This window comes from Mycobacterium sp. IDUB_39 (assembly GCF_055419205.1).
Map to the genome: position 1 here is coordinate 106080 of NZ_JBVAXF010000003.1, position 11598 is coordinate 117677.

An 11598-nucleotide genomic window follows, 5' to 3' on the forward strand; every position below is an offset into this window, starting at 1 on the left:
CAGCCCGGGCCGCCTTTGCCTAGAGTTAGGCTAAGCGGCCAGCCACCACGACCGATCGGAGGATCCGATGCACAAGGGATGTTTGCGCGTCCTGGCGCTCGCCGCCGCATCGCTCGTCTCAGTGATGTTCACGCCGATTCCAACTGCCGGTGCCGACCCCGGCGTGGTGGTCTTTCCCGGCATGGAGGTTCGGCAGGGCACCAACGTATGCACGCTGGGCTTCGTCGACCTCGCGACACGCACGGCGTACACGGCGGGGCACTGCCGCAGTAACGGAGTCGTCACCGACCGGGATGGTCGCGTGATTGGGCACCAGATCTTGTTCCGGGACAACACACCCGACGGGGCGACCGTCACGACGGATCATCAGATCTCGGATTGGCAGACCATCGCGCTCGCGCCCGACGTGGCACTCAACGACATCCTTCCTGTCGGCCGTGCCCTGGTCATTGATCCGGCGATGGCTCCGCAGCAGGGTCAGCCCGTGTGCCACTTCGGTGTCGTGACCGGTGAGAGTTGCGGCACGGTGGAGGCCGTCAACAACGGCTGGTTCACCATGGCCAACGGTGTGGTCAGCCAGAAGGGTGATTCGGGGGGACCCGTCTACACCCTCACCGGCGACGGCCGCGCGGCCATCATCGGCATGTTCAACAGCGTGTGGGGTCAGTTCCCCGCCGCGGTGACGTGGCAGGTGGCCGATCAGCAGATTCGCGAGGAAGTCGTCAAGACGTCGGCGGGCACGTAGGACGTACGCGCGGCGGTCCCCGGGGCGGTGGTCGCCCCCGCATAGGATGCCCCCATGGGGGATTCAACGCGTGGATGGTCGCGGCGCAAGATCGCCATCGCGGCTCTCGCCTCGATCGGAATACTGGCGATGGTGGGCACCACGCTGGCCGCCATCGTGATGCCCTTCCTTCAGGGCGACCCGAATGACCGGGCAGCGAAATCGTCTGTGACAACACCCACCTCGACTGCGCCGGCAATCGTCATCAAACCGCTTGCGGTTCGCCCCGTGGTAGAGGCGTTCCAGGCGCAGCCGGGGCAGTGCGACCCCCCGCCGCCGCCGGCACCGCCCGCTCAACCGCAGCCGGCGTGCGATGTCGAGCTCAAGGCGCACTATGAGCTGGAACCGGTGGCGCTGCAGCTCGACCTCACCGGCGCCAAGTCGATCAAGTTGCCGATGAATGAGTTCTACACCGTGCAGATCGTGATGGCTCCGCGCTCCAGTGCCGCGTTCGCGCAGTACACCACCGCCAACATCGGCAAGCAGGTCGCCTTCGTCCGCGATGGTCTGGTGTTGGCGGCTCCCGCGATCACGCAACCGATCGACGGGCAGTCGATCCAATTGTCGGGCGAACTGACCAAGGCCACCGCGGAAACCATCGCGCGAATGCTGCGCGACGGGTCCTAACCGGTCGGGGTCTAATCGGTCGGCTGTCACGTCACCAGTTCGAACACCGGGATGGACGGCGCGACAGCGCGCAGGTCGTGGTCGGTGGACTCCGGCGTGAGACCTCCGACGTGGCCCCTCACCTCCCAGTACCACCGCTTCAGGTAGCGCCTGAGGATGTCCGGCTTGGCGTCGTCGGCCAACTCCTCGATGTCCACAATCCGCCTGCGCCAGCGCGGACCGATCTCGACTTGCCCTGCCGCCCTGGCATTTCGCGCCCACTGGGTGTTCCCGCGAGGTGACACCAGGAATTGGCGGCCGTCGATGTCGAGCAGGTTCACGACGACGCCGCGGAGCTCGCCCGTCTTGCGCCCGCGGATCCGCACGGCGGCTGTCCCGGCGATGCTGACACCGGCCTCCGCGAGACCACGAAAGAGCTCGTTGAGGGCGCGCGCGGCGAGGTTGGGCTCCTCGTAGCGGTTGGTTGTGTTGTGGGGGTTGGTCATCATCACTCCGTTCTGGGCTGACGCGGACTAGAAACGAGAGCATTGCTCTCTTATTCAGACTGACACGCCCGCCCCGAGAATTCAAGAGCAGTGCTCTTGTTTATGTCACACTGCGAGCATGGGTAAGAGGCAGGACAGCCGCGAACACATCGAGCGACGGATCGTCGAGCTGGGTCGCGGGCATCTGATCACCCACGGCGCCGCGGGCCTGTCACTACGGGCGATCGCCCGTGACCTGGGCATGGCGTCCTCGGCGGTGTACCGCTACGTCGCCAGCCGCGACGATCTGCTGACCCTGCTGCTGGTCGACGCCTATTCGGAGTTGGCCGACACGGTTGACGCCGCACGGGTTGACGCGGGTTCGGACTGGCGGGCGCAGCTGCGGGCGGTGGCGCACGCGGTGCGGCGCTGGGCGGTCGCCGAGCCGGCGCGATGGGCGCTGCTCTACGGCAGCCCCGTCCCCGGCTACCACGCGCCGGCCCAGCTCACGGTCGGCCCGGGGACCCGCGTGGCGGGCACACTCTTCGCCGCGGTCGGCGCGGGCATCGCCGCGGGCGACATCGGTTCGGACGGTTCGGTGGCGCCACCGCCGACCGCTGCGGACTTCGACGGAATCAGATCTGAGTTCGGATTCGCAGGCGATGACACCGTGGTGATGAAGTGCGTGCTGACGTGGGCGGCACTCGTCGGGGCGGTAAGCCTCGAGGTGTTCGGCCAGTACGGCGCCGACACGCTGTCGGACCCCGGCGCCGTGTTCGACGGACAGGTCGCAATCCTGATCGACACCTTCTGACCGCGCCGAACGTGAAGAAGATTGCGAGTTTCGAGCGACTTCTCGCAATCTTCTTCACGTTCGGCGGCCCAGAACTAGAACACGTTCTAGCCACCGAAGCGCACCGGAGTTATCCTCTAGGCGATGCCTGACCAGACACCTGTCCAGATCGCGTGGGTGACGCATGATCTGGACGCCACCGAGATGGCGTTGACCGGACTGCTGGGCACCCGGAAGTGGGTGCGCATGCCGGACGTGAGGTTCGCGCCGGACGCCTGCACCCACCGCGGTGCGCCCGCGGACTTCGTCGCGCACATCTCGCTGTCGTATGCCGGCGACACCCAGGTGGAGCTCATCCAGCCGGTGTCGGGGACCGGCCCCTACTCGGAGTTCCTCGACGCCTTTGGCCCAGGCCTGCACCACGTGTGTGTGAGCGCACCGGATGAGGCGGCGTTCGACGCCATGTGCCGCGACGCGGACGGTCGCGGCACTCCGGTCATCACACGCGGCACCATGGCAGGCGGCATGCACTTCGCCTACGTCGCCGCACCCGAGGCCGGCGTGCCCTATCTCGAGATCGCCTACATTCCGCCCGATATCCAGAAGTTCTTCGACTACGTCAAACAGGAGCAACAGTGAGTGCCGCCCACGAGCAGATTCAGGACGTCCCGGACACCGTCGCCGCGGCCGATGTGACGGATTGGGACGGCGACGAATTCGACGTCATCGTCGTCGGATTCGGTATCGCCGGGGGATGCGCGGCGGTCAGTGCCGCCGCCGCGGGTGCGCGCGTGCTGGTCCTCGAGAAGGCGGCAGCGGCGGGTGGAACCACGTCGATGGCCGGTGGCCACTTCTATCTCGGCGGCGGTACCGCCGTCCAGGAGGCGACCGGCCACCCGGACAGCGCGGATGAGATGTACGCCTACCTCGTTGCCGTGTCGGAGGATCCGGAGCTCGACAAGATCCGCGCCTACTGCGACCAGAGCGTCGAGCACTTCAACTGGCTCGAGGATCTCGGCTTTCAGTTCGAGCGGAGCTACTGGAAGGGCAAGGTCGTCGTCCCGCCGGGCACCGAGGGACTGTCCTACACCGGCAACGAGAAGGTGTGGCCGTTCTGCGAGCAGGCGGTGCCCGCTCCGCGTGGGCACTCCGTCCCGGTCCCTGGTGAACTCGGCGGCGCGTCTATGGTCATCGACCTCCTGCTCAAGCGCGCCGACGATCTCGGCGTGACAATCCGCTACGAGACCGGCGCGACCAACCTGATCGTCGATGACTCCGCGGTGTGCGGTGTCCGCTGGAAGCACTTCACCGAGACCGGGGCGATCCGGGCGAGGTCGGTCGTCATCGCCGCCGGCGGTTTCGCGATGAACGCCGACATGGTCGCGAAGTACACCCCGGCGCTGGGCCAGGAGCGCCGCACCAAGCACCACGGGCTGGTCGCCCCCTACATTCTGGGCAACCCCAACGACGACGGTCTGGGCATCCGGCTCGGCGTCTCGGCAGGCGGTGTGGCCAAGAACCTGGACCAGTTGTTCATCACCGCCGCCGCCTACCCGCCTGAGATCCTGCTGACCGGGCTCATCGTCAACAAGGAGGGCAGGCGATTCGTCGCCGAGGACTCCTACCACTCGCGCACATCGGCATTCGTGTTGGAGCAGCCCGATCAGAGCGCCTACCTGATCGTGGACGAGGCGCACATGCAGATGCCCGAGATGCCGTTGATCAAGTTCATCGACGGCTGGGAAACCGTCGCCGAGATGGCGGCGGCGCTGGGCATCCCCGAGGACAACCTGGTCGAGACACTGCAGCGCTACAACGACAACGCCGCCCGAGGCGAGGACCCCGACTTCCACAAGCAGCCGGAACACCTTGCCGCACAGGACAAGGGGCCGTGGGCCGCGTTCGATCTGTCGCTGGGCGTTGCGATGTACTCCGGGTTCACCATGGGCGGCCTGCAGGTGTCGATCGACGGTGAGGTGTTGCGCCCCGACGGCAGCGCGATCTCGGGTCTGTACGCGGCGGGCGCGTGCGCGTCCAACATCGCGCAGGACGGCAAGGGTTACGCCAGCGGCACGCAACTCGGCGAGGGCTCGTTCTTCGGCCGCCGCGCGGGACGGCACGCGGCGGGCGCCTAGCCCGGCGTCGCGGCCAGCGGCTCCAGCCGCCACTGGCCTCCACCGAGCAGCTGTAGGTGATGTGAGTGGTGTTGCTCGACGCTTTCGCGGTGGGTGACACTGACCACCACGCAGTCGGGAAGTCGCTGCCGAAGTGTGGTGTATAGCGCGAACTCCTGACCCTCGTCGAGCGCTGAGGTCGACTCGTCGAGGAACACCGCCGTTGGCTTGTTCAGCAGCACCCGTGCGAACGCCACGCGCTGTTGCTCGCCGGGGGAGAGCATCTTGGACCAGTCGGCCTCCTCGTTCAGACGCGTCGCGAGGTGGCCCAGTGTCACGGCGTCCAGCGCGTCACGAATCGCGTTGTCGTCGAACGTATCCGCGGTCGACGGATAGGCGATGACCGCGCGTAGCGTGCCCAGCGGGGCGTACGGCAGCTGCGACAGGAACATGGTGGCATGACCGGCGTCACCCGTGGGGTAGCGCACGGTGCCGTCAGCGTACGGCCACAGTTGCGCCAGGCTGCGCAGCAGCGTCGTCTTGCCGGTGCCCGACGGTCCCGTGATCACCAGCGAATCGCCTGGCGCCAGGCGGACATCGAGGTCGTCGACGATGGCCCCGCCCGCCGGCAAACGCACTGCCACACCGTCGAACTCGACGCCGCCGTCAGTGCTGTCCTCCACGGTCATTCGCGGTAGCGCCCTGGCCTCGGCATTGGAGGTGACAAGCCCGTCGAGGCGGATGATCGCCGCGCGGTAGCCGGCGAACGCATCGTAGACGGCGCGGAAGAACGCCAACGAGTCGTGCACGGACAGGAACGCACTCGACGATTGCGTGACATCGCCCAGCTGTATCTCACCCTGGAACAGCCGAGGCGCCTGCACGATTGTGGGCAACGGGCTGACGAGTTGGTTCATCGACCGGTTCCAGCCGAGGAAGGCGATGCTGCGCCGGACGAAGGCCCGGTAGTTGCTGATGATCGCCGCGAACCTCGTCGCCAACGCAGATCTCTCGGTGTCTGCGCCTCGGTAGAGCCCGACGGCCTCGCCGGCGTCGCGCAGGCGAACGAGCGCGTAGCGGAACGCGGCGTTGGTCGCCTCATTGCGGAAGCTCAACCTGATCAGCGGATGACCGATCCAGAACGCGACGACCGTGGTGAGGAACACGTACACGAGTGCCATCCAGAACAACGCCCTGGGCACCGTGACACCCAGAATCGTCAACGGCCCGGCCAGGTTCCACAGAATGGGGGTGAACGACACCACGGAGACGAGCGAGAGCACCGAACCGAACACCAGGGTCTGCGACGTGCCGACCGTCGGGGTGTTGGTCTCCGGGCCGGTGCCGGTGGTGAAGATGTCGATGTCCTGCTGGATGCGTTGGTCTGGATTGTCGATCGCATGACCGGTATCGCCGGTGAGAAACCGGCCGCGGTAGTACGCGTCACCGTCGAGCCAGTCCCCGGTGAGCCGACCGGTTAGCCAGACCCGCCACCGGATGATGAAGCGCTGCATCAGATACACGTCGAGGAGGTTGCGGACGATATCGGTGACAGCCAGACCGACGAGAATCAGAATTGCGACCCAGAAGCCGTTGATCGCAGCGTCTTTCGCGGCTCCGTCATCGGAGAACGCGGCCTGCAACGCCGAGAACTGATCATTGCTCTGGTAACTGAACAACACGCTGAGACGGACGTCGACCATCACCGACAGCAGCAGCACCCCCAGCAGCGCCCACACCACGATGCTCTGCCGCCCAGTGAAGTAGCTGCCGGTGATACGCCAGAACTGTCGTCCCCACGTGGTGAACCGGGCGAGCGCGGCCAGCACCGCCACCATCGACACCGCACTGATCGCCCATGCCTTGGCCACCCAGAACAGTGACGCCACGATCTCGTTTCCCCAGTCCAACGATGGGGTGAACATCTCCATGCCGGGACGCTACCGGCATGTGCGGGTGCTGCGGCTAGACCTTGGTCAGATCCGCGGTGTCACCCTTGGTCCGTCCGAACCGCCATTCGCCCTCACCGACCAGCTCGAGTTCGTGCGTGTGGTGCTGCTCGACGGTGCTGCGATGGCTGACGCTCACCACGATGGTGTTCGGCAGTTCGGTCCGGACCAGTTGGTAGAGGATGAACTCCAGGCCCTCGTCCAGCGCGGACGTGGACTCGTCGAGGAAGACTGCGTTGGGCTTGGCCAGCAGGATGCGCGCGAACGCGATTCGCTGCTGCTCGCCGGGGGAGAGCACCTTGGCCCAGTCCTGAACCTCGTCGAGTCGACCCACGAGGTGCGGCAGTGCGACACGCTCCAGCACGGCGCGAAGGTCCACGTCGGTGACGGTCCCCTCCTCGCACGGATACGACACGACGGCCCGCAGATCGCCAAGTGGTACGTAGGGGAGTTGAGACAGGAACATCGTCTCGTTGGGTCCACACGGGCGGGTCAGTGTGCCCGTCGTGAACGGCCAGAGTTCGGCGAGGCTGCGCAGCAGAGTGGTCTTGCCTGCGCCGGACTCGCCCTTGATCACCAGCGTGTCGCCGACTTCCAGGCGCATGCTCAGCGGTTTGACGAGCTGTCGCCCATCGGGTGTGCGCACCTCGATGTCGTCGAGTGCGACCGTGCCGTCGACACATGCCGCGGTCGTCACCTGGGGCAGCGCCCGCGCCTCCTCGTTCGCGACGACCAAGCCGTGCAGACGGATGATCGACGCCCGGTACCCCGCGAAGGAGTCGTAGGCATTACGGAAGAACGACAGCCCGTCCTGGATGCTGCCGAAAGCCGACGCGGACTGACTCATCGCGCCGAGTGTGATCTCACCGCTGAAGAACCGCGGGAACTGCAGCAGGTAGGGCAACGGCACGATGATCTGACTGAGCGACAGGTTCCAGCCGTAGAAGCCGATCATTCGGTTCACGTAGCGCTTGTAGTTCGAGACGACCGGTGTGAAGAGCCGCCGCAATCCGGTGCGCTCGGCGATCTCCCCGCGGTAGAACGCCACCGCCTCCGATGCGTCGCGCAACCGCACCAACGCGTACCGGAAGGCGGCGTTGAACTTCTCGTTGTTGAACGACAGCCAGATGATCGGCTTGCCGATCCAGAACGCGATGACAGTGGCGAAGACCACGTAGCCCAGCCCGATCCAGAACATCGCCCTGGGGAGTTCGAAGCCGAACAGCGTCAACGTGCCCGAGAGATTCCAGAGGATCGCCGTGAACGAGATCATCGAGGCGATCGCGTTCACCGCACCGAACAGCAGCGTGCTGGACGACGTGTTGTTCGGGGTGTTGGGCAGTGGCCCGACGCCCGCGGTGAAGATGTCGACGTCGGCCTGGATGCGCTGATCGGGGTTGTCGATCGTGTCGTCGATGAAGCGCGACCGGTAGTAGGCCTTGCCGTCGAGCCAATCCCCGGTGAGCCGATCAGTCAGCCAGACGCGCCACGCGAGCATGAAGCGCTGCATCATGAACAGGTCGAGCATGACCCTGGACACATAGATGGTGGCGAGGACCGCGAAGACGGTCATGGACAGCCAGAAACCGTCCTTGCCGGAGTTCTTGACTGCTTCGTTGCCGGTCCCGAGGCCCGCGGCGATGACCTGGAAACTGGTCATCATGTCGTTGCCGTAGTAGCTCAGGAGCACGGTGAGCCGGACGCCGATGATCACCGACAGCATCAGTGCCGCCAGCCACGCCCAGACCTTGACGCTCGCCGGGCCCTTGAAGTAGTCGCCGGTGATGCGCCAGAACTGCCTGCCCCACTCGGTGTATCGGATGATCAGGACCAGGATCGTCAAGGTGGCCACCACCGCGATCAACCAGGCCTTGGCGATCCACGCCAGCGACGTCCAGACCTCGGTGCCCCAATCCAACGTCGGGGTGAACATCTCCATCCCGGCAAGGTACCCCGACGGGACGCGACCGGCCGTTCCGAGGTTCAGATGGACCTGGTGAGTCGGTCGAGGCGCCACTGGCCATCGCCCAGCAGTCGCAGCTGTTGCTCGTGATGCTGCTCGACGGTGTCGCGATGACTCACGCTGACCAGAATTGTGTCGGGAAGCGCCGATCGGATCAGCTCGTAGAGCATCAGCTCCAGGCCCTCGTCCATCGCCGAGGTGGACTCGTCGAGGAATACGACCTTCGGCTCGTTGAGCAGGATGCGGGCGAAGGCCATGCGCTGCTGCTCACCCACCGACAACACCTTGGCCCAGTCCCTGACCTCCTTGACCCGGATGACCAGATGCGGAAGCGCCACAGTGACGAGGGCCCGCTGGATCTCGGCATCGGACACCGCACCCGTCGCACTCGGATACGACGCCGAGGCGCGCAGGTCGCCCAGCGGGATGTAGGGCAGCTGGGACAGGAACATCGTCTCGTCCGCGGCGACAGGGAAGTGCACATCGCCGGTGGCATACGGCCACAGGCCCGCCAGGCTCTCCAGCAGGACCGTCTTGCCACTACCCGACGCCCCCCTGATCACCAGGCTCTCTCCCGGATGCAGCCGCAGGTCCAGTGACCGGATCAGCGAATGCCCCTCGGGTGTGCGGACGTCGACATTGCGCAGCTGCAGAACCCCGTCCTCGTGGTTGTTCTGCACGCTCAGCCGCGGGAGCCTGCGGGAGCGCTCGATCGCGTCGGTCAACCCGTCGAGGCGGATGAGCGCGGCCCGGTAGCTCGCGAAGGAGTCGTAGGCGTTGCGGAAGAACGACAGCGAGTCGTGGATCGCCTGGAAGGCGGTCGCGGACTGCATGACGTCGCCGAAGGAGATCCGACCGTCGAAGAGTCGCTGCGCCTGAACGATGTAGGGCAGCGGGTTGATCACCTGGCTCACCGAGCCGTTCCACCCCAGGAACAGCACCATCCGACTGAGCCACTGCCGATAGTTCGCGACGATATCGGACAGGTTGTTGCGCAACCGATCTCGTTCCACCGTCTCACCGCGGTACAGGCCCACCGCGCTCGCGGACTCCTTCAGCCGGATCATGGCGTAGCGGAACGTGGCGTTGCGCATCTCGTTGAGGAAACTCAGCCGGATCAACGGCCGGCCGATCCAGAAGGCGATGACCGTGGCCGCCAGCACATAGCCGATGACGATCCAGAACAGCGCCTTGGGAATCGTCAGACTCAGCACCGTCAGCGGCCCGGACAGCTGCCACAGGATCACCCCGAACGAGGCGACGCTGAGCAGCGACTCGACCGCGCCGAAGAGCAGTAGGCCTCCCGAACCGTGCGCGGGCACGTTCGGTTCGCCGGTTCCGGCGGTGACGATGTCGATGTCCTGCTGGATGCGCTGGTCGGGATTGTCGATCGGCCGCGCCGCGAATTGACCGCGGAAGTACGCGTGCCCGTCCATCCACTCGTCGAGCACGCGCCTCGTCAACCAGACCCGCCAGCGCAGCACGAAACGCTGGGTCAGGTACAGGTCAATCAGGAAGCGGCAGACCGAAACCGTTGCCAGCACGGCGAATATGCCCATTGAGAACCAGAAGGCGTTGACGCCGCTGTCCTTGAGCGCCTCATCCGCCGATCCGCTGCCCTGGAATGCGACCTGCAGCGCCGAGAACAGGTCGTTCGCGTAATAGCTGAGCAGCACGTTGACGCGGACGGCGATGACGACCGACAGGAGCAGTGCCCCCGACACCAGCCACACAGGAAGGCTCGCGCGCCCGACGAAGTAACCGCCGGTGATGCGCCAGAACTGGCGGCCCCACTCGGTGAACCTGGCCACCAGCAGCAGAACGATCAGCACGCCGAGCGCGGACATCCCGAACGCCTTGGCCACCCACAGCGCCGAGTTGACGACCTCGTGACTCCAGTCGACGGACGACCTGAAACCCTCCGAGTCCATTCGACGAAACTCCTCCGAGGGACATTTCGACGGCACGCCCCCGCGGCGAAGTTACCGCAGGCCGGTGCCGGTTGCACTCAAGCTGGACCGGTGGACGTACGCCTGCATGACTCCGCCGCCGAGTTCGCCGCGATCGCCGAGAATCTCTACCGGCGCGACCCGATCGGTCACACCGTCGAACTCAGCGGCCTGGCCGCACCGGCGCTACCCGCCGACGCGGTGCTGCTGACGGCGTGGGTGGACGGCCGGCTCGCCGGTGCGGCAGTGCAGACCCCGCCGCATCCACTGATGTGCGGAGGGCTCAGCGCGCCGACCGTCGAGCCGGCCGTGACCCTGCTGGCACGAACACATCCAGAGTTGAGCGCTGTGCGAGGTCCCAACGCCACGGCCGAGGCGTTCGCCTCGGCCTGGCAGCGGCACACTGGCGCCGAACCGGAGGTGCGGACTGGGGAGAGGCTGCACCGGCTCGGCGATCTCGTGCCGCCGACCGCGGTGCCGGGGGAGGCCCGCCCACACGGCCCCGACGACGTCGAGCTGCTGGCCGACTGGACGGCCCGGTTCTTTGTGGAGGCGTTCGGGTCGGTCGCGGCGCCACCCGTGCATCGAGCCTTCCTCGACGGACTCCTGCAGGCAGGCGTGCAATTCGTGCTCTGGACCCAGTGCCGGCGCCCGGTCAGCATGGCGATGATCCGACCTCCCGTGGCGGGGGTGAGCCGGATCGGGCCGGTGTACACACACGAGGACGAACGCGGCCACGGCTACGGGTCGGCCGTGACGGCGGCGGCATCGCGAACCGCCACGGCGATGGGTGCCGATGAGGTGGTGCTTTTCACCGACATCGCGAACCCGGTGTCCAACGCGATATATCGGCGAATCGGGTTCCGGCCCGTTTCCGATTGGCTGGTGATCGAGTTCGCGACCACGGTGTGATCGGCCCGCGCCGGGGCCGCGTACCTTGTGACACGTGGCCAAG

The 11598-nt window shown here is 66.3% G+C and carries 10 protein-coding genes; 6 read left to right on the top strand and 4 right to left on the bottom strand.

Annotation, left to right across the window (positions count from 1 at the left end):
- The first annotated feature begins 67 nt into the window (after nucleotides 1–67).
- Together ACZY0X_RS12430 and ACZY0X_RS12435 are read left to right on the top strand one after the other, a co-directional pair.
- Nucleotides 68–745 carry an Rv1815 family serine proteinase gene (locus tag ACZY0X_RS12430; RefSeq protein ID WP_463770799.1) on the top strand — a complete coding sequence of 226 codons (678 nt, stop codon included), beginning with the start codon at nucleotides 68–70 and terminating at the stop codon, nucleotides 743–745.
- A 54-nt stretch (nucleotides 746–799) separates the two neighbouring features.
- Nucleotides 800–1411: a SecDF P1 head subdomain-containing protein gene (locus tag ACZY0X_RS12435; RefSeq protein ID WP_463770800.1), complete on the top strand. Its 612-nt coding sequence runs from the start codon at nucleotides 800–802 to the stop codon at nucleotides 1409–1411.
- A gap of 26 nt (nucleotides 1412–1437) precedes the next feature.
- Here the strand turns inward: ACZY0X_RS12435 and ACZY0X_RS12440 are convergent, their stop codons facing one another.
- Nucleotides 1438–1896: a PNPOx family protein gene (locus tag ACZY0X_RS12440; RefSeq protein WP_463770802.1), complete on the bottom strand. Its 459-nt coding sequence runs from the start codon at nucleotides 1894–1896 to the stop codon at nucleotides 1438–1440.
- 118 nt (nucleotides 1897–2014) lie between these two features.
- Between ACZY0X_RS12440 and ACZY0X_RS12445 the strand changes: the two genes are divergently transcribed.
- From ACZY0X_RS12445 to ACZY0X_RS12455, 3 genes are all read left to right on the top strand, one after another.
- The gene (locus ACZY0X_RS12445; protein ID WP_463770803.1) at nucleotides 2015–2689 is read left to right on the top strand and encodes a TetR/AcrR family transcriptional regulator; all 675 of its coding nucleotides are present in this window, start codon (nucleotides 2015–2017) and stop codon (nucleotides 2687–2689) included.
- 123 nt (nucleotides 2690–2812) lie between these two features.
- Nucleotides 2813–3307, top strand: coding sequence for a VOC family protein (locus ACZY0X_RS12450; RefSeq protein ID WP_463770805.1), 495 nt, complete (start codon nucleotides 2813–2815; stop codon nucleotides 3305–3307).
- Between the two features lie 17 nt (nucleotides 3308–3324).
- Complete coding sequence (locus ACZY0X_RS12455) at nucleotides 3325–4803, top strand: FAD-binding protein (RefSeq protein ID WP_463771561.1); 1479 nt, start codon at nucleotides 3325–3327, stop codon at nucleotides 4801–4803.
- On the opposite strand, the gene ACZY0X_RS12460 is transcribed toward ACZY0X_RS12455, so the two are convergent.
- Genes ACZY0X_RS12460 through ACZY0X_RS12470 form a run of 3 tightly spaced genes read right to left on the bottom strand, consistent with a single transcriptional unit; the run spans nucleotide 4800 to nucleotide 10625 of the window.
- Nucleotides 4800–6713, bottom strand: coding sequence for an ABC transporter ATP-binding protein/permease (locus ACZY0X_RS12460; protein WP_463770807.1), 1914 nt, complete (start codon nucleotides 6711–6713; stop codon nucleotides 4800–4802). The two genes, ACZY0X_RS12455 and ACZY0X_RS12460, sit on opposite strands and share 4 nt — an antisense overlap.
- A 34-nt stretch (nucleotides 6714–6747) precedes the next feature.
- Nucleotides 6748–8670, bottom strand: a complete 1923-nt coding sequence (locus ACZY0X_RS12465; protein ID WP_463770808.1) for an ABC transporter ATP-binding protein/permease — start codon at nucleotides 8668–8670, stop codon at nucleotides 6748–6750.
- Nucleotides 8671–8714: 44 nt separating this feature from the next.
- Nucleotides 8715–10625, bottom strand: a complete 1911-nt coding sequence (locus ACZY0X_RS12470) for an ABC transporter ATP-binding protein/permease (protein ID WP_463770810.1) — start codon at nucleotides 10623–10625, stop codon at nucleotides 8715–8717.
- A gap of 90 nt (nucleotides 10626–10715) precedes the next feature.
- Here ACZY0X_RS12470 and ACZY0X_RS12475 point away from each other — a divergent pair, with 90 nt between their 5' ends.
- Complete coding sequence (locus ACZY0X_RS12475; RefSeq protein ID WP_463770812.1) at nucleotides 10716–11555, top strand: GNAT family N-acetyltransferase; 840 nt, start codon at nucleotides 10716–10718, stop codon at nucleotides 11553–11555.
- Nucleotides 11556–11598: the final 43 nt, after the last annotated feature.

Bases quoted from the DNA above. Each gene is read 5' to 3' on its own strand.
- ACZY0X_RS12440 (WP_463770802.1), bottom strand. From the start codon at position 1,896: ATGACCAACCCCCACAACACAACCAACCGCTACGAGGAGCCCAACCTC.
- ACZY0X_RS12430 (WP_463770799.1), top strand. From the start codon at position 68: ATGCACAAGGGATGTTTGCGCGTCCTGGCGCTCGCCGCCGCATCGCTC.
- ACZY0X_RS12460 (WP_463770807.1), bottom strand. From the start codon at position 6,713: ATGGAGATGTTCACCCCATCGTTGGACTGGGGAAACGAGATCGTGGCG.
- ACZY0X_RS12465 (WP_463770808.1), bottom strand. From the start codon at position 8,670: ATGGAGATGTTCACCCCGACGTTGGATTGGGGCACCGAGGTCTGGACG.
- ACZY0X_RS12435 (WP_463770800.1), top strand. From the start codon at position 800: ATGGGGGATTCAACGCGTGGATGGTCGCGGCGCAAGATCGCCATCGCG.
- ACZY0X_RS12450 (WP_463770805.1), top strand. From the start codon at position 2,813: ATGCCTGACCAGACACCTGTCCAGATCGCGTGGGTGACGCATGATCTG.
- ACZY0X_RS12445 (WP_463770803.1), top strand. From the start codon at position 2,015: ATGGGTAAGAGGCAGGACAGCCGCGAACACATCGAGCGACGGATCGTC.
- ACZY0X_RS12470 (WP_463770810.1), bottom strand. From the start codon at position 10,625: ATGGACTCGGAGGGTTTCAGGTCGTCCGTCGACTGGAGTCACGAGGTC.